General features: G+C 72.7%; 20 protein-coding genes. 14 read left to right on the top strand and 6 right to left on the bottom strand.

Annotation, left to right across the window (positions count from 1 at the left end; translation table 11 throughout):
* Positions 1-22: 22 nt before the first annotated feature.
* Positions 23-2,416, top strand: coding sequence for a M28 family peptidase (locus tag GA0070611_RS19610; protein ID WP_091666405.1), 2,394 nt, complete (start codon positions 23-25; stop codon positions 2,414-2,416).
* A gap of 58 nt (positions 2,417-2,474) precedes the next feature.
* On the opposite strand, the gene GA0070611_RS19615 is transcribed toward GA0070611_RS19610, so the two are convergent.
* Positions 2,475-3,176 (bottom strand): hypothetical protein, encoded by a 702-nt coding sequence (locus GA0070611_RS19615; protein ID WP_091666408.1) that lies wholly within the window; start codon positions 3,174-3,176, stop codon positions 2,475-2,477.
* Between the two features lie 201 nt (positions 3,177-3,377).
* On the opposite strand from GA0070611_RS19615, the gene GA0070611_RS19620 reads away from it, so the two are divergent.
* From GA0070611_RS19620 to GA0070611_RS19635, 4 genes are all read left to right on the top strand, one after another.
* Positions 3,378-4,622 (top strand): sensor histidine kinase, encoded by a 1,245-nt coding sequence (locus GA0070611_RS19620; RefSeq protein WP_091666411.1) that lies wholly within the window; start codon positions 3,378-3,380, stop codon positions 4,620-4,622.
* A complete protein-coding gene (locus GA0070611_RS19625; RefSeq protein ID WP_197675747.1) occupies positions 4,610-5,287 on the top strand; it encodes a response regulator in 678 nt (225 codons plus the stop codon). Before GA0070611_RS19620 ends, GA0070611_RS19625 begins: the two co-directional genes overlap by 13 nt.
* 226 nt (positions 5,288-5,513) lie before the next feature.
* Positions 5,514-5,999 (top strand): FxLYD domain-containing protein, encoded by a 486-nt coding sequence (locus GA0070611_RS19630; RefSeq protein ID WP_157740354.1) that lies wholly within the window; start codon positions 5,514-5,516, stop codon positions 5,997-5,999.
* A gap of 141 nt (positions 6,000-6,140) precedes the next feature.
* Positions 6,141-6,773: a class I SAM-dependent DNA methyltransferase gene (locus GA0070611_RS19635; protein WP_091666416.1), complete on the top strand. Its 633-nt coding sequence runs from the start codon at positions 6,141-6,143 to the stop codon at positions 6,771-6,773.
* 15 nt (positions 6,774-6,788) lie between these two features.
* Here the strand turns inward: GA0070611_RS19635 and GA0070611_RS19640 are convergent, their stop codons facing one another.
* The 3 genes from GA0070611_RS19640 to GA0070611_RS19650 all read right to left on the bottom strand — a co-directional run bounded on the left by GA0070611_RS19640 (position 6,789) and on the right by GA0070611_RS19650 (position 8,325).
* Complete coding sequence (locus GA0070611_RS19640) at positions 6,789-7,043, bottom strand: Smr/MutS family protein (protein WP_091666418.1); 255 nt, start codon at positions 7,041-7,043, stop codon at positions 6,789-6,791.
* Between the two features lie 54 nt (positions 7,044-7,097).
* Entirely contained in the window at positions 7,098-7,463 is a 366-nt protein-coding gene (locus GA0070611_RS19645) for a tetratricopeptide repeat protein (RefSeq protein WP_091666420.1), read from the bottom strand.
* A 91-nt stretch (positions 7,464-7,554) separates the two neighbouring features.
* Complete coding sequence (locus GA0070611_RS19650; RefSeq protein ID WP_091666422.1) at positions 7,555-8,325, bottom strand: ROK family protein; 771 nt, start codon at positions 8,323-8,325, stop codon at positions 7,555-7,557.
* 89 nt (positions 8,326-8,414) lie between these two features.
* Here GA0070611_RS19650 and GA0070611_RS19655 point away from each other — a divergent pair, with 89 nt between their 5' ends.
* The 3 genes from GA0070611_RS19655 (at position 8,415) to GA0070611_RS19665 (ending at position 11,239) form a co-directional block, all read left to right on the top strand.
* A complete protein-coding gene (locus tag GA0070611_RS19655) occupies positions 8,415-10,052 on the top strand; it encodes an ABC-F family ATP-binding cassette domain-containing protein (RefSeq protein WP_091666424.1) in 1,638 nt (545 codons plus the stop codon).
* A gap of 38 nt (positions 10,053-10,090) precedes the next feature.
* On the top strand, positions 10,091-10,411 hold the full coding sequence (locus tag GA0070611_RS19660) for a hypothetical protein (RefSeq protein ID WP_091666426.1): 321 nt from the start codon (positions 10,091-10,093) through the stop codon (positions 10,409-10,411).
* Positions 10,412-10,513: 102 nt separating this feature from the next.
* Complete coding sequence (locus GA0070611_RS19665; RefSeq protein ID WP_091666428.1) at positions 10,514-11,239, top strand: methyltransferase domain-containing protein; 726 nt, start codon at positions 10,514-10,516, stop codon at positions 11,237-11,239.
* A 119-nt stretch (positions 11,240-11,358) separates the two neighbouring features.
* On the opposite strand, the gene GA0070611_RS19670 is transcribed toward GA0070611_RS19665, so the two are convergent.
* On the bottom strand, positions 11,359-12,360 hold the full coding sequence (locus GA0070611_RS19670; RefSeq protein ID WP_091666431.1) for a LacI family DNA-binding transcriptional regulator: 1,002 nt from the start codon (positions 12,358-12,360) through the stop codon (positions 11,359-11,361).
* 136 nt (positions 12,361-12,496) lie between these two features.
* Between GA0070611_RS19670 and arfA the strand changes: the two genes are divergently transcribed.
* Genes arfA through GA0070611_RS19695 form a run of 5 tightly spaced genes read left to right on the top strand, consistent with a single transcriptional unit; the run spans position 12,497 to position 18,179 of the window.
* A complete protein-coding gene (gene arfA / locus GA0070611_RS19675) occupies positions 12,497-14,008 on the top strand; it encodes an arabinosylfuranosidase ArfA (RefSeq protein WP_091666433.1) in 1,512 nt (503 codons plus the stop codon).
* A 37-nt stretch (positions 14,009-14,045) separates the two neighbouring features.
* Complete coding sequence (locus tag GA0070611_RS19680) at positions 14,046-15,377, top strand: ABC transporter substrate-binding protein (protein WP_091666435.1); 1,332 nt, start codon at positions 14,046-14,048, stop codon at positions 15,375-15,377.
* Positions 15,378-15,382: 5 nt separating this feature from the next.
* Positions 15,383-16,345 (top strand): carbohydrate ABC transporter permease, encoded by a 963-nt coding sequence (locus GA0070611_RS19685; protein ID WP_091666438.1) that lies wholly within the window; start codon positions 15,383-15,385, stop codon positions 16,343-16,345.
* 11 nt (positions 16,346-16,356) lie between these two features.
* Positions 16,357-17,175 carry a carbohydrate ABC transporter permease gene (locus GA0070611_RS19690; RefSeq protein WP_091666441.1) on the top strand — a complete coding sequence of 273 codons (819 nt, stop codon included), beginning with the start codon at positions 16,357-16,359 and terminating at the stop codon, positions 17,173-17,175.
* Positions 17,172-18,179 carry a glycoside hydrolase family 43 protein gene (locus tag GA0070611_RS19695; RefSeq protein WP_091666444.1) on the top strand — a complete coding sequence of 336 codons (1,008 nt, stop codon included), beginning with the start codon at positions 17,172-17,174 and terminating at the stop codon, positions 18,177-18,179. The genes GA0070611_RS19690 and GA0070611_RS19695 overlap by 4 nt, the downstream gene beginning before the upstream one ends.
* A 99-nt stretch (positions 18,180-18,278) precedes the next feature.
* Here the strand turns inward: GA0070611_RS19695 and GA0070611_RS19700 are convergent, their stop codons facing one another.
* Positions 18,279-19,751 (bottom strand): amino acid permease, encoded by a 1,473-nt coding sequence (locus GA0070611_RS19700; RefSeq protein ID WP_091666446.1) that lies wholly within the window; start codon positions 19,749-19,751, stop codon positions 18,279-18,281.
* Between the two features lie 298 nt (positions 19,752-20,049).
* On the opposite strand from GA0070611_RS19700, the gene GA0070611_RS19705 reads away from it, so the two are divergent.
* A complete protein-coding gene (locus tag GA0070611_RS19705) occupies positions 20,050-21,711 on the top strand; it encodes a glycoside hydrolase family 10 protein (RefSeq protein WP_091666449.1) in 1,662 nt (553 codons plus the stop codon).
* Positions 21,712-21,844 lie beyond the last annotated feature (133 nt).

The following is a 21,844-nucleotide window of genomic DNA, read 5'->3' on the forward strand; positions in this document are numbered from 1 at the left end:
TTGCACCCCCGAGGAGTTCGAAGTGGGCGTACCCCCGCTCCGCCCCGCCGACCGGGCGCTGGCCCGGCCCCGGCGACGCCCGCTCGCGGCGCTGGCCGCGCTGGTCGCGCTGCTGGCCGTCGGCGCGGGCGTCCTGGTCACCCTGGACACCCCGACGCCCCGCCCCGCCGACGCGCCGGCCGGCGAGTTCAGCGCCGGGCGCGCCTACCGGACCGTGCAGCAGATCGCGACCCGCCCGCACGTGGCCGGCAGCGCCGCCAACGACCAGGTACGCGAGCACCTGGTGAGCACGCTGCGCGGGCTGGGCCTGGAGACCGAGGTGCAGGACGCCGTCGCGCCGGAGGCTGGCCAGCTCAGCGGCGCGGCCGGCGGGGCCACCCTGGCCCGGGTCCGCAACGTGGTGGCGCGGCTGCCCGGCACCGCCTCCACCGGACGGGTCTTCCTGGTCGCCCACTACGACTCGGTGCAGTCCGGCCCGGGCGGCAACGACGACGCGGCCGGCACCTCGACCATCCTGGAGGTGGCCCGGGCGCTGACCGCCGGCCCCCGCCCCCGCAACGACGTGGTCCTCGTGCTCACCGACGCGGAGGAGGCGTGCCTCTGCGGCGCGTCCGGGTTCGCCGCCGACCACCCGCTGGCCCGGGACGGGGGCGTGGTGCTCAACCTGGAGGCGCGCGGCTCCACCGGGCCGGTGATCATGTTCGAGACGTCCCGGAACAACGCGAAGCTGGTGGACGTCTTCGGCCGCGCCGCCCCGCACCCGGTCGGCACCTCGTTCGCGGTGGAGATCTACCGGGCGCTGCCCAACGACACCGACTTCACCGCCTTCCTCGACCACGGCTTCGTGGGGCTGAACTCGGCGTACATCGACGGTGGCGCGGTGTACCACACGCCGCTGGACACCCCGGCGGTGATGGACCGGGGCAGCCTCCAGATGCACGGCGACAACGCGCTCGGGCTGGCCCGCGAGTTCGGCCGGATCGACCTGCGCGACCTGCGCTCCGGCCACGACGACACATACTTCCCGGTGCCCGGCGGACTGGTCCGCTACCCCGGCTGGCTCACCCTGCCGCTGGCGCTGCTCGCCCTGCTGGCGGTCGGGCTGCTCGGCTGGCTGCTGCGCCGGCGCGGCCGGGCCACCGGCGGGACGCTCGCCGCCGGCTTCGGGCTGGCCCTGGCGCCGATCGTGCTCGCCCCGCTGGGCGCCTGGCTGCTCTGGACCGCGATCACCACGGTCCGCCCCGGCTACGCCGAGCTGCTCGACCCGTACCGGCCGGTCTGGTTCCGGCTCGCGGTGGTGGCGCTCGCCGCCGCGGTCCTCTTCACCTGGTACGCGCTGCTGCGCCGCCGGGTCGGCCCGGCCGCCCTGGCGTTCGGCGGGCTGGCCTGGCTGGCCCTGTTCGGGGTGCTGCTCGCCGTGCTGGTGCCCGGTGGCGCGTACCTGACGACCCTGCCCGCCCTGGCCGGCGCGGCGGCCGGGCTGGCCGCGCTGGCCACCCGGCCCGACGGCCCCTGGCCGGTGGTCGCGGCGACCCTGGCCGGCGCGGTGGCCGTGATCATCCTGCTGCCCACCGTGGTGCTGCTCTTCCCGGCGCTCGGCATGGGGATGGGCGCGGTGGCGGCGCTCTTCGCGGTGCTGCTCGGGCTGGCCGCGCTGCCGGTGGTCGACCTGCTGCACCCGCAGGCCGGCGGCCAGCGCGGCCTGGTCGCGCTGCGTGCCCGCCGCAGCGGCGCGCTGCCGGCGGTCGCCGCCGGCCTCGCCGCCGTGGTGCTCGCCGGGGTCGGCCTGGCCGTGGACCGCTTCGACGCCGCCTACCCCGTGCCGACCCACCTGATGTACGCGCTGGACGCCGACACCGGCAAGGCCCGCTGGCTCAGCCACGAGACCGACCCGCAGCCCTGGACCGACGGCTACGTGGGCGGCCCGACGGGCGTGGCCGACGACTTCCCCGGGCTGGGCGACGGCGAGCTGCGGGCCGGCCCGGCCCCGGCGGCGAACCTGCCCGCCCCGAAGGTGGAGCTGCTCGCCGACACCCGCACCGGCCAGCAGCGGACGCTGCGGGTCCGGGTGGTGCCGCAGCGCCCGGTCCGACTGCTGTCCCTGCACGTCGACTCCTCCACCGGCACGGTGAAGTCGGCCGTCGTGGCGGGCGTCCGGCTGCCGGTGAAGGAGCTGCGCGACCGGTGGGGCTACGGAATCGTCTTCCACGCCCCGCCGTCGGAGGGCGTGGAGGTCACGTTCACCCTGGCCTCGACCGTCGAGGAGGTACGCCTGCGGGCCATGGACGCCAGCGACGGCCTGGACGCCCTCCCCGGTTTTCGCCCCCGCCCCGCCGGCGTCGGCGTGGTCGGCTCGCACAGCTCCGAGATGCTCGCCATCGCGAAGACCTACAAGTTCTCCCTTCCCGAGGCCTAGCACGCCGACGCCCACGATCCGCGCAACTTCGCGGAGGTTGCGCGGATCGCGGCCCCGGTCAGGGGCGACGGGGGCGGGCGAGGGTGTGGGGGAGGGCGGCCCAGAGAAGGAGCACGGTGAGGCACTGGGCCCGGCGCAGCGCTGACATCTCGCCGGAGAGCAGGTGGCGGGCGTTGGCGTAGGGGGTCAGCCACTCCTGGGCGGGGCGCAGCACGTCGACCGCGCCCAGCAGGAGCCACAGGCCCAGCGGCAGCACGACGGTGGCGAGCGCGGCGACCGGGAACGGACGCAGCACCAGTCCCGCACCGGTACCGACGAACTGGGCGACGACCTGCACCAGCAGACCGCCCAACGCGATCGTGCCGGCGTACCGCCAGGCGTCCGGCGCGCCGCCCGACGGGGCCAGCGCGAGCGCGCCGGCGCCGACCAGCACCCCGTACGCCCCGACGGCGACCGCCACCAGCAGCGCCGCCAGCACCGTCGGTGCCCGTCGGGCCGTACCGGCCGACCGCCGCAGGTCACCCGTCAGCAGCGCGCCGATGAACGGCACCGGCACCGACATCAGTAACTGCACCTGTTCCGCGAGCCCGGCGAAGGTCCGCCGCTCCGGTGGCGTCCCGGCGAGCACCGCCCCGGCGGCGAGCACCCCCAGCAGCAGGGTGACCGCCAGCAGCCAGCGGCGCGACCGGGTCGCCACGGTTCGCCGGAGCGCCGCGCGCAGCTCGGACCGGAAGCCGGTGGGTCCCGGCGGGGGGTCCACGGATCCACCGGAGGCCGGTTCCGTCGTCCTGTCCGGGGTACCGGCGGAGGCCGGTTCTCTCGTCGTCATGGGCCGAGGCTGCCCGGGGCGGGTGGCCGGGCACATCGGCCGGCGGTGGCAGCCCTCCCGCTCCCTCGGCACCGGTGCGCCCCCGACTTTGGTAGCTCCCGTCTACGGCCGGCCCCTCGTAGGCTGCGGCACATGTCGGCTCTGTTCTTCGCCCTGCTCGTGCCCGAGCCGGCCGAGAACCGGCCGACCGGACCCCGCCCGGCCGAGAACCACCCGGCCGGGGAGCGGTCGGGCGGGAGTGACCGGGCCGCCGTGCGGGACCGGGTCGCCGACGGGATCGCGGTCGGGCTGGCGCTGGCGTACGGGGCGGCCATGGTGCCGCTCGGCGACGCAGGGGTCCCGGGGGCGTTCCTGCCCTGGCCGGTGGACGTGGCGGTGGGCGTCGCCGCCGCGCTGGCCCTGGTGCTGCGCCGACGTCGGCCGCTCGGGCTGGCCGTGGCCCTGCTGCCGTTGGGGGCGGTGTCGGTGATGGCCACCGGGGCGATCACCGTCGCCCTCTTCACGGTGGCGATCCGCCGGCCGGCCCGGGTGGTGCTCCCGCTCGCCGTCGCGCACGTGCTGCTCGGCGCGGCGTACTCGCTGCTGCACGACCGGCCGTCGTTCCCGCTCTGGGTCGACGTGGTGGTCCGGGCCGCGGTCACCGGGGCGGCGATCGGCTGGGGGTTCTTCGTGCGGGCCCACCGCCGGCTCACCGACTCGCTGCGGGAGCGGGCCGCCAGGCTGGAGGCCGAGCAGCACCTGCGGGTGGAGCAGGCCCGGCTGACCGAACGGGCCCGGATCGCCCGGGAGATGCACGACGTGCTCGCGCACCGGATGTCACTGGTCAGCCTGCACGCCGGGGCCCTGGAGGTACGCACCGACGCCCGCCCCGACGAGGTGGCGCTGGCCGCCGGGGCGGTCCGGCGCAGCGCGCACGAGGCGCTGGAGGAGCTGCGCACCGTGATCGGGGTGCTCCGCCAGGACCCGGTCGGCCGTCCCGAGCCACCCCAGCCGGACCTCGCCGACCTGCCGGAGCTGGTCGAGACGGCGCGGGCCACCGGGATGACCGTCCACTACACCTGCCGGCTGCCGTCGACCGGCGCGCCGACGGGGCTGGGCCGCACCGCGTACCGGTTCGTGCAGGAGGGGCTGACGAACGCCCGCAAGCACGCCCCGGACGGCACGGTGGAGGTGCTGCTCGACGGGGGCGCCGGGGACGGCGTACACCTGAGCGTGAGCAACCCCCGGGCGGGCGCGCCGGGCCGGCCGGCGGTGCCCGGCGCGGGCATGGGCCTGGTCGGCCTCGGCGAGCGGGTCGCGCTCGCCGGTGGCCGCATCGAGTACGGCGTCGACGGCGACACGTTCCGGCTCCGGGCCTGGCTGCCGTGGCCGGCCTGACCGGGCAGCGGCCGATCCGGCTGGCCCTGGTGGACGACGACCCGCTGGTCCGGGCCGGGCTGCGCATCCTGCTCGGCGGCTCGCCCGACATCGAGGTGGTGGCCGAGGGCGGCGACGGCGCGGAGGCGGTCGCACTGGTCGACGCGCACTGGCCGGACGTGGTCCTGATGGACGTCCGGATGCCCCGGGTCGACGGTCTGGTCGCCACCCGGCGGATCCGGGCCCGCCCGTCCGCGCCGCAGGTGATCGTGCTGACCACCTTCCACGCCGACGAGTACGTGCTCGAGGCGCTCCGTGGCGGGGCGAGCGGCTTCCTGCTCAAGGACACCCCACCGCGCGAGATCATCGCCGCGGTCCGCACCGTCGCGGCCGGCGCGGCCACCCTCTCGCCGACGGTGATCCGCCGGCTCATCGACCACCTCGCCGACCCGGCGGCCGGCCCCCGGCGGGAGCGGGCGCGGGCCGGCCTGGCGGGCCTGACGGATCGCGAGCGGGAGGTGGCGGTGGCGATCGGGCAGGGCCGGTCGAACGCGGAGATCGGTACGGAGCTGGGTATGAGCGTGGCCACCGTGAAGGGGCACGTGTCCCGGCTGCTGGCCAAGCTCGGGCTCAACAACCGGGTACAGATCGCCCTGCTCGTGCACGACGCCGAGCTGCCCGGGTAGGGCCGGGCCGGCGTCATGCCGCACCGCCGCCGACGAGTCCGAACAGGACGGTTCTCCTGGTCGGACCCATTGGAGAAGATCTTCACCACTTAGTTGATCTAGGGAACTTATTGTCTTCGGACAACCAACTATGTGGTTGATCAAGGTCGGGCCGAGGCCGTGCCACCCTCTGCCGGGCGCTCTCAACACGGGGGGGCGTCACGTATGAACCGAAAGGCACAACCACATGTCGCAGCACCCTCAGCCGGGCACCCCGGTCCCTCCGCCGGGCTTCACCCCCGCGCCCCCGCCGAAGAAGGGGATGTCGAAGGGTCTGAAGATCTTCCTCATCCTCGCCGGCCTGTCCGTCCTGCTCTGCGGCGGCGGCTTCGTCGCCTGCACCGCGCTGGTCGGAAAGGCGGCGAGTGACGTCAGCAAGGAACAGGACGCCAAGGCCGGGCACGTCAAGCTGACGTCGTGCGCAGGGGAGGCGGCGGGTGACGACCTCCTCGCGAACGTGAAGTTCGACGTCGAGGTGAACAACGCCAGCAAGAACCAGAACACCTACTTCATCGACGTCTTCGTGCTCGACGCCAAGGGCACCCGGGTCGGCAACACCACCACCGTCGTCTCCGACGTGCGGCCGGGCCAGAAGGCCGTCGAGGAGGGCACCGTCCTGCTCAGCCAGAAGGTGACCGGCAAGATCACCTGCAAGGTCGACAAGGTCTCCTGACCCTCGCGGCCAGGGACGCGGTCGATCACGCCCCGTGGCGTCCCTTCCGGGTGCGTCTCTTGTGGCCAGGGCGACAAGAAACGCACCCGGAGCTTCCCTACGCCGCGGTGATCCACTCAACGGCTCGACTACTCTGCCGGGGTGATCGACGACGGTTGGCTCGCGGACACCCGGACGTCCTACGACACCGTGGCGGAGAGCTACGCGGACCTGCTGCGGGACGCGCTGGTCGACGCCCCCTACGAGCGGGCGGTCCTGGGACTCTTCGCCGAGCTGGCCGGCGGCGGGCCGGTGGCGGACGTCGGCTGCGGGCCGGGGCGGCTGACCGCGTACCTGAGCGGGCTGGGCGTGGACGCCTTCGGGATCGACCTCTCCCCCGCGATGGTCGACGTCGCCCGCCGGGAGCATCCCGGCCTGCGCTTCGAGGTGGGCTCGATGACCGACCTCGCGCTGGCCGACGCCTCGGTCGGCGGGGTGCTCGCCTGGTTCTCGCTGATCCACGTGCCGGACGCCGAGGTGCCGGGGGTACTCGCCCACTTCCACCGGGTGCTGCGGCCGGGCGGGGTGGCGCTGCTCGGCTTCCACGTCGGCGACGGGAGCCGGCTCAAGACCGAGGGCTACGGCGGGCACCCGATGCACGTGCACGTCCACCGGCGCCCGGCGGAGCGGGTGGCGGGCTGGCTGGCCGACGCCGGGTTCACGGTCGAGGCGCAACTGCTGCACCGGCCGGACGAGATCCGGCACGGCGCGTTCCTCTACGCCCGCCGGCCGTAGGCCGGCCCGAGGGGGCTACTTCCAGCGGAAGTGCACGAAGAGCCGGCCGAAGTTCTTCGAGTCCTTCTCGACCCGGTGGTAGATCGCCTTGACGTCCTTCTGGTCGAGGAAGCGCAGCACCTTCTTCTTGAGAGCGCCGGAGCCCTTGCCGGGGATGATCTCCACCAGGGTGGCCTTCTTCGCCACCGCCTCGTCCATGATCCCGCGCAGCGCGCGGTCGATGTCGTGACCCTTGTTGTAGATGTCGTGGAGATCGAGCTTGAGCTTCACGCAACCCATCCTAGGTACGGCGGAGGGCAGCCCGTCCGGGCTGCCCTCCGATCGTCACCGGCCGGCGACCTTGCCCTCCACCCGGCGCAGGGCGGTGGTGTAGTCGGTGTTCGTCGAGTACATGGCCGCCGCGATGCGCAGGTGCCGCAGCGCGTCGGCGGGCCGGTTCAGCCGTTCCAGGGTGCGGCCCAGCACGTGGTGCGCGTAGTGGTCGCTCGGATCCCGGTCGACCAGCTCACGCAGTTGCTCCTCGGCCCGGCTCAGCTGGGCCGACTGGAAGTACGCGCGGGCCAGCAGCTGCCGTACCGAGGAGTTGCCGGGCTCCGCCGCGACGATCGGTTCGAGCAGCCGGGCCGCTCCGGTCGGGTCACCCGCTTCGAAGAACATGGTCGCCCGCCGGTACTCCGCCAGAAGATCCACTCGACCCACCCCCTCGTGTCCGCGCCGCCCTTGCTCCGACGCTGACACAACACCGGTCGTACCGCGAGTGTTCCGGGGCCCGAAATATCGCTCAGCGGGTCGGGTCGTACCGGTCGCCGACGAGATCCCAGGCCCGGACACCGCCCACGATTCCGGCCGTGTTGGGCACGACCACCACGTCGTCGCCCATCCGGGCCAGTTGTTCCGGGCGGATCAGCCGGGAGTTGCCGCCGCCGAGGTAGAGCCGGTCCCAGCGGAACACCGGGCGCAGCCCGTCCACCACCTGCCGGATCCGCCGCGACCAGAAGGCGTCGCCGAGCCGCCGCCGTTCCGGCTCCCCCACGTACGTGTCGTAGGTGGTGTTCCAGCGCACCGGGGCGTGCGACAGCTCCAGGTGCGGGGCGAGCACCCCGCCGTCGAAGAGCGCGCTGCCCAGCCCGGTGCCGAGGGTCAGCACCAGTTCGCAGCCGGTCCCGGCGACCACCCCGGCCCCGTGCACCTCGGCGTCGTTGAGCACCAGCGCGGGGATCCCGAACGCCTCGGCGAGCCCGGTGCGCGCGTCGTAGCCGGACCACTCGGCGAGCAGGGCCGGGTCGACCTTGCTGCGCGGCCCGGAGCGGGTCACGTAGTGCGGGGTGGCCACCACCACGCCGTGCCGGATCATGCCGGGCAGCCCGACGGTGAGCCGGTCCGCCGTGGGCAGCCGGTCGCCCAGCTCCAGCAGCGTCTTCACGAAGAGCGAGGGCGGCAGCGGGTACGGCGTGGGCACCCGCAACGGTCGGGCCCGCATCGTCCCGGCGGCGTCCAGCACGGAGGCCTTGATCCCGCCGCCGCCGCAGTCGATCGCCAGAGTGGTCACCACGCGAGTGAGTCTCCCTCACCTGCGGAGCGTCCCGGGGGCCGGTTATCCGATCGGCTCCGGCCCGACCGCTCGGTAGGCTCGTCCTCCTGATGAGCGCCACACTGATCGCCAAGGACCTCACCGCCGGCCACGGTGACAAGCTGCTCTTCGCCGACCTGGACCTGGTCGTCGCCCCCGGCGACGTGGTCGGGCTGGTCGGCGTGAACGGGGCCGGCAAGTCCACGCTGCTGCGCACCCTGGCCGGGTTGCAGCCCCGCGAGGAGGGCGTGGTCAGCCTGAACCCGCCCACCGCCAGCGTCGGCTACCTGCCGCAGGAGCAGGAGCGCCGGCCGGGCGAGACGGTCCGCGCGTTCCTGGCCCGGCGGACCGGGGTGACCGACGCGCAGGCCGCGCTGGACGCCGCCACCGAGGCGCTGACCGCCGGGGCCCCGGGCGCCGACGACGCGTACGCCGGGGCGTTGGAGCGCTGGCTCGACCTGGGTGGCGCGGACCTGGACGAGCGGGCCGCGCAGGTCGCCGCGGAGCTGGGGCTGATCGTCGACCTGGACCATCCGATGACCGCCCTCTCCGGCGGCCAGGCGGCCCGGGCCGGGCTGGCGTCGCTGCTGCTCAGCCGCTACGACGTCTTCCTGCTCGACGAGCCCACCAACGACCTGGACCTGGCCGGGCTGGACCGGCTGGAACGCTTCGTCACCGGGCTGCGCGCCGGCACGGTGCTGGTCAGCCACGACCGGGAGTTCCTCACCCGCACGGTGACCCGGGTGCTGGAGCTGGACCTGCACCAGGGCCAGGTCCGGCACTACGGCGGTGGCTACGCGGCCTACCTGGAGGAGCGGGAGGTGGCCCGCCGGCACGCCCGCGAGGAGTACGAGGAGTACGCCGACACCCGGGCCGGCCTGGAGGCGCGGGCCCGGATGCAGCGCGCCTGGATGGAGAAGGGCGTCCGCAACGCCCGCCGCAAGGCCACCGACCCGGACAAGCACGTGAAGAACTTCCGGGGCCAGACCTCGGAGAAGCAGGCCGCGAAGGCCCGGCAGACCGAGAAGCTGATCGAGCGGCTGGACGAGGTCGAGGAGCCGCGCAAGGAGTGGGAGCTGCGGATGGAGATCGCCGCCGCGCCCCGCGCCGGCGCGGTCGTGGCCGCGCTGCGCGGCGCCGTGGTACGCCGGGGCGGCTTCACCCTCGGCCCGGTGGACCTCCAGGTCGACTGGGCGGACCGGGTGGCGATCACCGGGGCGAACGGCTCCGGCAAGAGCACCCTGCTGGCCGCGCTGCTGGGCCGGCTGCCGCTGGACGAGGGGCATGCCGCGCTCGGGCCGGGCGTGGTGGTGGGCGAGGTGGACCAGGCCCGCGGGCTCTTCCTCGGCGACCAGCCGCTGCTGGACGCGTTCGGCGCGGCCGCACCCGAGCTGGCCCCGGCCGACGTACGGACCCTGCTGGCCAAGTTCGGGCTGCGCGCCGACCACGTGCTGCGGCCGGCGGCGACCCTCTCCCCCGGTGAGCGGACCCGGGCCGCGCTGGCCCTGCTCCAGGGGCGCGGGGTCAACCTGCTGGTGCTGGACGAGCCGACCAACCACCTGGACCTCGCGGCGATCGAGCAGCTCGAATCGGCCCTGTCCACGTACCCGGGCACGCTGCTGCTGGTGACCCACGACCGGCGGATGCTGGACGCGGTGAGCGTGAACCGCCGGCTGCGGGTGTCGGACGGACGGATCGCCGAGGACTGATCCGTGCCGACCCGCTCGCGCCGGGTGAGAATGAGCCCATGCTCAAGTGGGAGTACGCGCTGCTGGTCCGTCGCCGCCAGGCCGCCACCACCGACATCGGCTGGGAGATCGTCTTCATCTGGTACGGCCCGGACGGCTCCATGATCGACGTCACGCCGTACGGCGACACCGCGCTGGCCCACCTGAACCGGGCCGGTGACCAGGGCTGGGAACTGGTCGCGATGAGCGAGGACCCGTCCCTGCCGGGCAACAACGAGTTGCACCGCTACCACCTGAAGCGGCCCAAGCCGGCCGCCCCGCAGCCCCGCCAACGGATGCGCGGCCCCGCCCGCCCCACCCGCCGCACCCTCTCCAACTGACCCGCCCCACCCCCGCGGTGGGGAGCGGGGCGGACGGGGTGCGGCACCGGGGTGCAGGCATAACGGGCGGAGGGTGGGGTATCGCGCCGCCGGAGGTGGCGCATGGTGGCGATGGCGCATTCCGCACCCTCGGCCGAGCGGCTGGCCGTGGTCGACGGCTTCCTGGCCGAGGCGTGGGCGGACCTGGTCGCGCACGACGACCGGCTGCGCGGGCTCGCCGTCGAGGCGCGCTTCGACCGGGGGGTGGCGCACCTGAGCGGCGAGGTCGCCGACCCGGCGCAGCTCCGGCTGGTCCGGGACCTGGTGGGTCGCCTCGCCGGGGTGCTCGGCGTCTGGTGCCGGGTGGGCGTGGCCGGGCGTACGCCGGTGGTGGTGGACCTGGGGTGCGGGGCGACCAAGCAGTGGCCGGGGAACCTGGGGTTGGACATCTATCCGGCGGCGGGGGTGGACACGGTCGCCGACCTGTCCGGTTCGCTGCCGCTCGCCGACGGCTCGGTCGACGTGTTCTTCGCGGTGCACATCCTGGAGCACCTGATCGACTTCCTGCCGCTGCTGGACGAGTGTCACCGGGCGTTGCGCCCGGGTGGCGTGCTGCACGTGATGAGCCCTTGGTGGCGGCACGTGAACGCGGTCGCCGACCCGACCCACGTCCGGCTGCTGGACGTACAGACGATCAAGGGCATCTGCGGGCAACGGCCGCCGGGCACCCCGCGCTGGTACCCGCTGCACGCGGCCTGCGACGGCGCCTCCATCTTCGCCGACCTCACCCCCCTACCCCCCGACGCCCCCGCCCCACCCCCCTCCCACCTGGCCCGCTTCTTCGACTGATTCCGCCAAGGCCGGCGCACTTTCACGGAAAGAGTGGCTTTCCCGGGCCGGAAAACGACTCTTTCCGTGAAAGAGGGCCAGCGAGCAAGGGCAGGCGGGGCAGGTGGCGGGGAGCGGGGTCAGGGGGCGGATTCGCGGAGGGCGAGGCGGTGCGGGGCGATGAGTTCGCGCGGGGGTGCCGCGCGGTCGCCGTCGAGGCGGGCGACCAGCAGGTCCACCGCCAGCCGGGCGATGCGTTCCTTGTCCGGTGAGACGGTGCTCAGGGTCGGCACGGAGAAGCGGCCGTCCTCGATGTCGTCGAAGCCGGCCACCGCGACGTCCTCCGGCACCCGCAGGCCGGCCTCGTGCAGGGCGCGCAGGGCACCGAGGGCGAGGGTGTCGTTGAAGCAGAAGACGGCGTCGGGGCGTACCCCGGTGGAGAGCAGGTGCCGCATGGCGGCCGCGCCGTCCGCGCGGTGCCAGGCCGGCGCGGGCGCGACCAGCCGGTCGTCGTGGTCGAGGCCGGCGTCGGCGAGCGCGGCGGTGTAGCCGGCCAGCCGCAGGCGGGCGCTGGCCCCCTCGGGGGTGCGCTGGGAGCCGATCGCGGCGACCCGCCGGCGGCCGAGGCCGATCAGGTGACCGGTGATCTCCCGGGCGGCGGCGACGTTGTCCACCACCACGTGGTCGGCGGGGCCGTGGTCGACCCGCTCGCCGAGCAGCACCATCGGCAGGTCGCCGAGGTCGGCGAGGTCCTCGGCGGTGAGCGCGAGCGGGCTCAGGATCAACCCGTCGATCATGTGGTCGCCGATCCCGCTGGCCGCCTTGCGCTCCTGCTCCGAGCCGCCGCCGGTCTGGTCGATGAGCACCGTCCAGCCGTGTCCGGCGGCGGCGGTCACCACGTGCCGGGCCAGCTCGGCGAAGTACGGGATGTCCAGCTCGGGCACGGCCAGCGCGATCACGCCGGTGCGTCCCTTGCGCAGGTTGCGGGCGGAGAGGTTGGGCCGGTAGTTGAGCTCGGCGATGGCCGCCTCGACCCGGGCCCGGGTGTCCGCCCGGACGTGCTGGTAGCCGTTGACCACGTTGGAGACGGTCTTCACCGACACCCCGGCCCGCTCCGCGACGTCCTTGAGCCTGTGTCGCACCCTTCCTCCCCTGTCGGCGCTGCCGGCACTGTACCGCGTCGCCAGGTCTTTACAACGTTGGTTACAACGTTGTAGAAACCTCAGGTACGGGGTGACCGCGGTCACCCCCGTCCGGTACGAGGAAAGGTGGCACCCCGTGCGGAACGCACAGCTGACGATCGACCCGGCCTTCACCGTCGGCCCGGCCGACCGGCGACTCTTCGGTTCCTTCGTCGAGCACATGGGGCGCTGCGTCTACGGCGGCATCTACGAGCCCGGCCACCCGAACGCCGACCCGCGCGGATACCGGCGGGACGTGCTGGAGCTGACCCGCGAACTCGGCGTCTCGGTGGTCCGCTACCCGGGCGGCAACTTCGTCTCCGGCTACCGCTGGGAGGACGGCGTCGGCCCGGTCGGCGACCGGCCCCGCCGGCTCGACCTGGCCTGGAAGACCGTCGAGACCAACGCGTTCGGGCTGCACGAGTTCATGACCTGGGCGGACGAGGCCGGCGTCGAGCCGATGATGGCGGTCAACCTCGGCACCCGGGGCGTGCAGGAGGCCTGCGACCTGCTGGAGTACACCAACCACCCGGCCGGCACGCAGCTGTCCGACCTGCGCCGCAAGAACGGCGCCGAGGACCCGTACGGGGTGCGGCTCTGGTGCCTCGGCAACGAGCTGGACGGGCCGTGGCAGGTGGGGCACAAGACCGCCGACGAGTACGGCCGCCTCGCCGCCGAGACCGCGCGGGCGATGAAGCTGATCGACCCGTCGATCAGCCTGGTCGCCTGCGGCAGCTCCAACCGGCGGATGCCCACCTTCGCCTCCTGGGAGGCGACCGTCCTGGAGCACACCTACGAGCACGTGGACTACATCTCCGCGCACACCTACTACGACCCGTCCGACGGCGACCGGGCCAGCATCCTGGCCTCCGCCGTCGACCTGGACAACTTCATCCGCGAGGTGGTCGCCACCGCCGACCACGTGGCGGCGAAGCAGCGGCAGCGCCGCAAGCTGAGGATCTCCTTCGACGAGTGGAACGTCTGGTACGAGTCGCGCCTGCAGTCCGACCTGGACCGGCGCGGCTGGGTCGAGGCGCCCGCGCTGATCGAGGACGACTACACCGCCGTCGACGCGGTGGTCGTCGGCGACCTGCTGATCACCCTGCTCCGGCACGCGGACCGGGTCGGGGTGGCCTGCCAGGCGCAGCTGGCCAACGTGATCGCCCCGATCCGCACCCGCAACGGCGGCCCGGCCTGGCGGCAGAGCATCTTCCACCCGTTCGCCCTCACCGCCCGCCACGCCCGCGGCACGGTGCTGCGCACCGAGCCGGTCTCCCCCACCTACGACACCGCGCGCTACGGCGAGGTGCCGGTGCTGGACACCGTCGCGGTCCACGACGAGGAGACGGGCGAACTGGCCGTCTTCGCGGTCAACCGGGGTCCCAACGACCTCCCGGTCGACCTCGACCTGCGCGGGTTCCCCGGCCTGCGCCCGGTCGAGCACCTCACCATCGCCGCCGGGGCCGACCCGGCGGGGACCAACACCGAGGCGGATCCGGAACGGATCATGCCCCGGCCGCTCACCACCCCCACCATTGACGGTGGTCGCTGCTCCGTGCGACTGCCGGCCTGTTCCTGGCATCTGCTGCGCTTCGCCCCTCAGCCGTGACCGGGAAACACCGCATTCCGTCCCCCAAGGAGCCCACATGATCCAGAACGAGATGAGCCGCCGGCGCCTGCTCGGCCTCGGCGTCGGACTCGGCGCGGCGGCCAGCCTGACCCTGGCCGGCTGCGGCGGCGGCAGCGCCACCAGGTCCGGCACCGCCGGCGGCAACGGCGGCAAGGACTACACCGGCCCGAAGGTCGACCTGAAGCTGTGGAACGGCTTCACCGGCGGCGACGGCGACATCTTCAAGAAGCTGGTCGAGCAGTTCAACACCGAGCACCAGAACATCGCCGTCGCGGTCAACACGTACCGGTGGGAGGACTACTACGCCAAGCTGCCCGGCGCGGTCTCCAGCGGCTCCGGTCCGGACATCGCGGTCATGCACATGGACCAGCTCGCCACCTTCGCCGCCCGGGGCGTGATCACCGAGCTGGACGACGTGTCGAAGGCGCTCGGACTGAGCGAGGGCGACTTCGCCCCGACCGTCTGGAAGGGCGGCCTCTACAACCAGAAGCGGTACGGCATCCCGCTGGACATGCACCCGCTCGGCTTCTACTACAACAAGGCCGTGATGCAGAAGGCCGGCCTGGACCCGAACAAGCCGCCGACCACCCGGGAGGAGTACGAGGCCGCGCTGACCGAGCTGAAGAAGTCCGGCGTGCAGGGGTTCTGGGTCAGCCCGTTCCAGTTCACCGGCGGGATGACCTTCTACAGCCTGCTGCACCAGTGGGGCGCGACGCTCTTCGACGCCGACGTGGCGAAGGCGACCTTCAACTCGGACCCGGCGGTCGAGGCCTGCACCTGGCTGGTCGACATGGTCAAGCAGGGGCACTCGCCCGGCAACGTCGGCCAGGACGCCGACTACCTGGCGCTCAAGAGCGGCAGGAACGCGTTCAACTGGAACGGCATCTGGCAGATCAACGACCTCGGCAAGAGCGCCGACGTGCAGTGGGGCGTCGCGCCGTTGCCGCAGATCGGCAGCCAGAAGGCGGCCTGGGCCAACTCGCACAACTTCACCATCGTCAAGCAGCGCAACGCCGACAACAACAAGGTCGCCGGGGCCAAGGTCTTCATCAACTGGCTGAGCCAGCACTCGCTGGACTGGGCCAAGGGCGGCCAGGTGCCGGCCCGCAAGGCGGTCCGGGAGAGCGCCGAGTTCAAGGCCCTGCCGGGGGTCGCCGCCCTCGCCCCCGAGCTGGAGTACGCGGCCTTCCCGCCGGCCGCGCCCGGGCTCGGCGAGGTGATCACCACCTTCTACACCGCCTTCAACGAGGCGTTGCTGGGCAAGAAGTCGCCGAAGCAGGCGCTGGACGACGGCGCGGCCAAGGCCACCAAGCAGCTCCAGGACAACCGCAAGAAGTACGGGAGCTGATCGGCGTGACCGAGGTGACCGAGGTGGGGGCGGCGCGACCGGACGCGCCGCCCCCGGCGGGGCGGACCGCCCGTCGGGGTACCTCCCGCCGGGGCAGTCGCGCCACCCCGTACCTCTTCCTTGCCCCGTACCTGGTGCTCTTCCTGGGGTTCGGGCTCCTGCCGATCCTCTTCGGGCTCTGGCTGAGCGTGCACCAGTGGGACCTGCAACTGCCCAACCGGCCGTTCGTCGGGTTGGACAACTACCGGACCCTCTTCGACCCGGAGTCGGCGGACTACGCGGACTGGTGGGCCAGCGTCCGGGCCACCGCGATCTTCACGGTCTTCGCGGTGCCACTGCTGGTGGTCGTCCCGCTCGGGCTGGCGCTGCTGCTCAACCGCTCGTTCCCGGGCCGGACCTTCTTCCGGGCCGTCTACTTCGCCCCGTACGTGCTCGGGGTGGCGGTGATCGGCCTGCTCTGGCGCTTCCTGCTGGACGCCAACCTGGGTCTGGTCAACCGGCTGCTCGGCGCGGTCGGCCTGCCCTCGGACACGCCCTGGGTGACCGACGTGCCGTGGGCCTGGGTGTCGCTGGTGGGGGTGACCGTCTGGTGGACCTCCGGCTTCAACGCGGTGATCTACCTGGCGGGCTTGCAGGACATCTCGCCGGAGCTGTACGAGGCGGCCCGGATGGACGGGGCGAACACCTGGGAACGGTTCCGCAACGTCACCCTGCCCGGGCTGCGCCCGGTGCTGCTCTTCGTGCTGACCACCACGATCCTGGCCTCGGCCAACGTGTTCGGCCAGTCGTTCCTGATCACGCAGGGCGCGCCGGGGCAGCAGACCCGGACCGTGGTGTGGCGGATCGTGGACGAGGGGCTGCGGGACAACGACGCGGGCAAGGCGGCCGCGATGAGCATCCTCTTCGCGCTGGCGCTCGCGGTGATCAGCGTCGTCAACTTCCGGCTGTTCCGCTACCGGGAAGACTGAGGAGGACGGCGATGACTCGTCGGATCGGGCGCTACGCCGTCCTGGTGCTGCTGGCCCTGGTGTTCGTCACCCCGCTGGTGTGGATGCTGCTGACCGCGCTGAAGACGTACGGCGACGCGCAGCGCATCCCGCCGAGCTGGCTGCCGAACCCGTTCTCCACGTACGGTTTCGACCGGATCCTGCACAACGACGCCAATCCGGTGCTGCGCTGGTTCGTCAACAGCATGCTGGCCGCCGGACTGCACGCGTTGCTGGTGCTGGCCACCGCCTCGATGGCCGCGTACGCCCTGGCCCGGCTCCGTTTCCGCGGCCGGTCGCTGGGCTTCGCGCTGATCGTGGGCACCCTCTTCATCCCACCCACCTCGCTGATCATCCCGAACTTCGTGATCGCCGACCGGCTGGGCTGGATCGACACCCTGACCGTGGTGATCGTGCCGGGCGCGGCCAGCGCGTTCGGGGTGTTCTTCCTGCGCCAGTTCTTCCTCTCCATCCCGGCCGAGCTGGAGGAGGCGGCGGTGCTGGACGGGGCGAACCACTGGCAGGTCTTCACCCGGGTGCTGCTGCCGCTGTCCCGGCCGGCGCTGGCCACCCTCGCGGTGCTGTCCTTCCTCACCAACTGGAACGACTTCCTCTGGCCGATCTACGTGCTGTTCAGCCCGGAGCGGCTGACCCTCCCCGCCGGACTGGGCCTGCTCCAGGGCGCGTACAACACCGACTACCCGGTGATCATGGCGGGGGCGGTGCTGGCCAGCGTGCCCGCGCTGGTGCTCTTCGTGCTCGCCCAGCGGCACATCATCCAGGGCGTCTCCCGCAGCGGCCTGAAGGGATGACCGGCGCGCGACGCGGCGCGGCGGCGGTGCTCGCCGCCGCGCTGCTCACCGCCGCCTGCGGCAGCGACCCGACCCCATCGAGTACCCGGGAGGATCCGCACGTGTTCACCAACCCGGTCATCCGGACCGACGCCCCCGACCCGCAGGCGATCCGGGTCGGCGACACCTGGTACCTCTTCCACACCAACTCGGGTGGCCGCAACGTCCCGGTGCACACCTCACCGGACCTGGTCGACTGGACGCCGGCCGGGGACGCGCTGCCGGAGCTGCCGGCGTGGGCGGACGCCGGGAAGACCTGGGCACCGGAGGTGATCCAGCTCGCCCCGGACCGGTTCGCGCTCTACTACACCGTGGCGCACCGCGAGTCCGGCCGGCAGTGCGTGGGGCGGGCGGTGGCGGCTACCCCGTCGGGGCCGTACCGGGACGACTCGTCCGAGCCGCTGATCTGCCAGGCGGAGCTGGGCGGGTCGATCGACGCCAGCCCGTACCGGGACAGCGACGGGAGCCTCTGGCTGCTCTGGAAGAACGACGGCAACGCCATCGGCGTGGACACCTGGCTCTTCTCGCAGCGCCTCTCGCCCGACGGGCTGCGGCTGAGCGGGCCGGTGACGAAGCTGCTGAAGCAGACCGAACCCTGGGAGGGCACCCTGGTCGAGGGCCCGTTCCTGCACCGGCACGACGGGAAGCTGTACCTCTTCTTCGCCGCCAACGCGTACGACCGGGCCGAGTACGCGGAGGGCTACGCGGTCTGCGAGAGCCCGACCGGGCCGTGCGTGAAGGCCCCGGAGAATCCGATCCTGAAGAGCAACCGGGCCGCCTCCGGCCCGGGTCACGCCTCGCTGGTGGAGAAGGACGGCCGCACCTGGCTGCTCTACCACGCCTGGCCGCCCGGCCAGGAGGGCAGCACCGACCCCGGCCGCCAGGTCTGGCTCGACGAACTGCTCTGGACCGACGGCAAGCCCACCCTCAAGGGCCCCACCCCCACCCCCCAACCCCGCCCCTGAGCTGCCCTGGGCGCTAATTCACGGAAAGAGTGGCTATCGGGCGTCGGACAGCCACTCTTTCCGTGAATTAGTCGCTTGAAAGACCGCGCGAGGGGGGGGTCAGGTGGTGGAGTGTTCGCGGCGGGCGAGGCGGTTCTTGCGGTAGCCGTAACCGAAGTAGATCACCGCGCCGAGCAGCATCCAGACCAGGAACCGGATCCAGGTCTCCACCGACAGGTTGAGCATCAGGTAGAGGCAGGCCAACGCCGACACGATCGGCAGCACCGGGGAGAACGGCACCTTGAACGGCCGCTCCAGGTCGGGGCGACGGCGGCGCAGGATCGGTACCGCGATCGACACCAGCACGAACGCGCAGAGCGCGCCGATGCTGACCAGGTCGGCCAGCGCGGAGAGCGGCAGGAAGCCGGCGAGCAGCGCGACCCCGATCGTCATGATCGCCGAGATCCGGTACGGGGTGCCCCAGCGCGGGTGCACCTTGGCGATCGACGGCGGGATCAGCCCGTCCCGGGCGATGGCGAAGCCGATCCGGCCCATGGCCACCAGGTCGACCAGGATGACGCTGGTCAGGCCCGCGATGGCGGCGATGGAGACCAGCACGGCGGCCCAGCCGGCGCCGGCCGCCTTGAAGGCGGAGGCGATCGGGGCGCCCTCGTCGATCTCGGTGTAGTGCACCATGCCCACCACGACCAGCGAGACGGCGATGTACAGCACCGTCGAGATGCCCAGCGTGCCGAGCAGGCCCAGCGGCAGGTCGCGCTTGGGCTTGCGGGTCTCCTCACCGAGGTTCGCCACGGCCTCGAAGCCGGTGTACGCGAAGAAGACCACCGCGGCGGCGGTGAGCACGCCCGCGAAGCCGAAGACGGACGGCTCCAGCCCGAAGATGGCCTGGGTGACCGGCTGCTTGATGCCGTCCTCGGCGCCCCCGGCCGGCTCGGCCGACGGGATGAACGGGCTGAGGTTGGCGGCCTTCACGAAGAACAGCCCGGCGACCACGATGAAGACGCAGATGGCCACCTTGACCAGGACCAGCAGGTTGGTCACCCGGGCCGACTCGCGGATGCCGACGATGCCGACCACGCCGAGGATCAGCACGATGGCGATCGCGCCGAGGTTGACGATGCTGCCCTCCTCGGCGAACCAGGCGCTCGGCAGGCCGAACAGCTCGGCGAGGTAACCGGACCAGCCCCGGGCCACCACGGCCGAGCCGAGCGCGAACTCCAGCAGCAGGTCCCAGCCGATGATCCAGGCGACGATCTCGCCCATCGTGGCGTACGCGTAGGTGTAGGCGCTGCCGGCGGCCGGCACGCTGGAGGCCAGCTCGGCGTAGCAGAGCGCGGCGAGCAGGGCGACCACGCCGGCGATGGCGAACGAGATCACCACACCCGGACCGGCGGTGTTCTTCGCCTCGATGCCGGTCAGCGTGAAGATGCCGGTGCCGATCACGATGCCGATGCCGAAGCCCATCAGGTCGACGGCGCCGAGCCGACGGCGCAGGCCCAGCTCGCCGTCGCTGCCGTCGGCGTCGCTCTGCGCCTGCACGTCCTTGATCGGTTTGGTCCGTAGCACGGACACGCGATCACCTCCCCCACCGGACGACCGCCACGGTGACGGTCCGGTGACCGGCCAAGGTACCCAGCGAACTCCCAGGCAACCCACCACCCGGCGTATCGGAAAGGTCACGAAAAGCGGTGTGGCCCGGCTCACCTCTCGGACGTTCGGCCCCACCTGTCCGTCGATCTGCCCGCAACTCTTGCGCGACATCGGGATTGATGAAAGTTTTCTACCGGCGACAGATGTTGTGCGGCGAATCTTGCCGGACACGCCGTCCGTCGCCGCCCTCCCGGGAGCCCCAACGAAGGGACCGCACCGCATGAAGGCAACTCGGCTCAGAGCCGCCGGGCTGGCCGTGGCGCTGCTCGGCGCGCTCGTCGCCGGCACCCCCGCGCGCGCCGCGGAAAGCGACACGGCGCCCGATTCCAGCACCACCAACTGCGTCACCGACCCGGCCACCCCCAAGCGCCAGTTCCGGGCCATGTGGATCGCCTCGGTGACGAACATCGACTGGCCCAGCAAGGCCAGCTGGACCGACCCGGACCAGGTCGCCAAGCAGAAGGCCGAGTACCTGGGCTGGCTCGACCTGGCCCAGAAGCTCCACCACAACGCCGTCGTGGTCCAGGTCCGTCCCACCGCCGACGCGTTCTGGCCGTCGCCGTACGAGCCGTGGTCGGAGTACCTGACCGGGGTGCGCGGCAAGGACCCGGGCTGGGACCCGCTGGCCTTCCTGGTCGAGGAGTCACACAAGCGCAACCTCGAGTTCCACGCCTGGATGAACCCGTACCGGGTGTCCATGCCGGCCCCGGGCGGCGCGGGCGCGGACATCAGCAAGCTCGCCCCGGACGCGCCGGCCCGGCAGCACCCGGACTGGGTCTTCGCGTACCCGCCGGCCGGGGTGGCCGGCAGCCGGCTCTACTACAACCCCGGCATCCCCGAGGTCCGCGAGTTCGTCCAGAACGCGATGATGGACGCGGTCAAGCGGTACGACGTCGACGCCATCCACTTCGACGACTACTTCTACCCGTACCCGAGCGGCACGTACCAGGTGCCGGACGACGCCACCTTCGCCGCGTACAACCGGGGCTTCACCGACAAGGCCGACTGGCGGCGGGACAACATCAACCTGCTGGTGCGGGAGATGAACGCCAAGATCAAGGCGGCCAAGCCGTGGGTGAAGTTCGGGGTCAGCCCGTTCGGCATCTGGCGCAACAAGTCGGCCGACCCGAACGGCTCGGACACCACCGGCTCGCAGTCGTACGACATCATCTCCGCCGACACCCGCAGGTGGGTCAAGGAGGAGTGGGTCGACTACATCGTGCCGCAGCTCTACTGGTACATCGGTCAGTACCCGGCCGCCGACTACGCCCGGCTGGTGCCGTGGTGGGCCGAGCAGGTGCGCGGCACGAACGTGCAGCTCTACATCGGCCAGGCCGACTACAAGAGCGGTGACCCGGCGTACGGGTCGTACTGGATGAACCCGCGCGAGCTGTCGGACCACCTGACGCTCAACCGGTCGTACCCGGAGGTGCTCGGCAACGTGCACTTCTCCGCGGTGCAGGTCCGGGCCAACCGGCTCGGCGCCACCGACATCTACGCCGCCGAGCACTACTCCCGCCCGGCGCTGGTGCCCACCATGGCCCAGCTCCCGTCGCGGCCGCTGCTCGCCCCGGTGGTCACCGGCGTCGACCGGCAGGCCGACGGCGTCCGGCTGAGCTGGCGGCAGCCCGCGAACGGCAAGGGCCCGCTGGGCACCGCCACGTCGTACGCGATCTACCGGTTCGACGGCACCGGCCTCGCCGACCGGTGCGACTTCGCCGACGCGGCCCACCTGGTCGGCACCGTCCGGGGCACCGACGGTGACGTGCAGTCCTGGCTGGACACCACCGCGGCGGCCGACGCGCGCTACACCTACTACGTGAGCGCGCTGGACCGGTCCTGGAACGAGGGCCCGGTCAGCCCGCCGCGCTTCGTGCGCTGAGCCGGAACCGGATGCCCCCGGGTCGCCACCGCGGCCCGGGGGCATTCGTCTGTTTCGACGGATGCCACCAACAGTTCGCCAGGCGCATCCGCCAGGCTTCCCCGATCGATCGACAATGATCGACACCTCTGCA

Origin of the sequence: Micromonospora auratinigra (assembly GCF_900089595.1) — a bacterium.
GTDB lineage: Bacteria > Actinomycetota > Actinomycetes > Mycobacteriales > Micromonosporaceae > Micromonospora > Micromonospora auratinigra.

What these genes read in the sequence shown, in the direction of transcription:
- GA0070611_RS19620 (WP_091666411.1), top strand. Translation starts at nt 3,378, where the DNA reads ATGTCGGCTCTGTTCTTCGCCCTGCTCGTGCCCGAGCCGGCCGAGAAC.
- GA0070611_RS19630 (WP_157740354.1), top strand. Translation starts at nt 5,514, where the DNA reads ATGTCGCAGCACCCTCAGCCGGGCACCCCGGTCCCTCCGCCGGGCTTC.
- GA0070611_RS19655 (WP_091666424.1), top strand. Translation starts at nt 8,415, where the DNA reads ATGAGCGCCACACTGATCGCCAAGGACCTCACCGCCGGCCACGGTGAC.
- GA0070611_RS19660 (WP_091666426.1), top strand. Translation starts at nt 10,091, where the DNA reads ATGCTCAAGTGGGAGTACGCGCTGCTGGTCCGTCGCCGCCAGGCCGCC.
- GA0070611_RS19665 (WP_091666428.1), top strand. Translation starts at nt 10,514, where the DNA reads ATGGTGGCGATGGCGCATTCCGCACCCTCGGCCGAGCGGCTGGCCGTG.
- GA0070611_RS19680 (WP_091666435.1), top strand. Translation starts at nt 14,046, where the DNA reads ATGATCCAGAACGAGATGAGCCGCCGGCGCCTGCTCGGCCTCGGCGTC.
- GA0070611_RS19690 (WP_091666441.1), top strand. Translation starts at nt 16,357, where the DNA reads ATGACTCGTCGGATCGGGCGCTACGCCGTCCTGGTGCTGCTGGCCCTG.
- GA0070611_RS19695 (WP_091666444.1), top strand. Translation starts at nt 17,172, where the DNA reads ATGACCGGCGCGCGACGCGGCGCGGCGGCGGTGCTCGCCGCCGCGCTG.
- GA0070611_RS19705 (WP_091666449.1), top strand. Translation starts at nt 20,050, where the DNA reads ATGAAGGCAACTCGGCTCAGAGCCGCCGGGCTGGCCGTGGCGCTGCTC.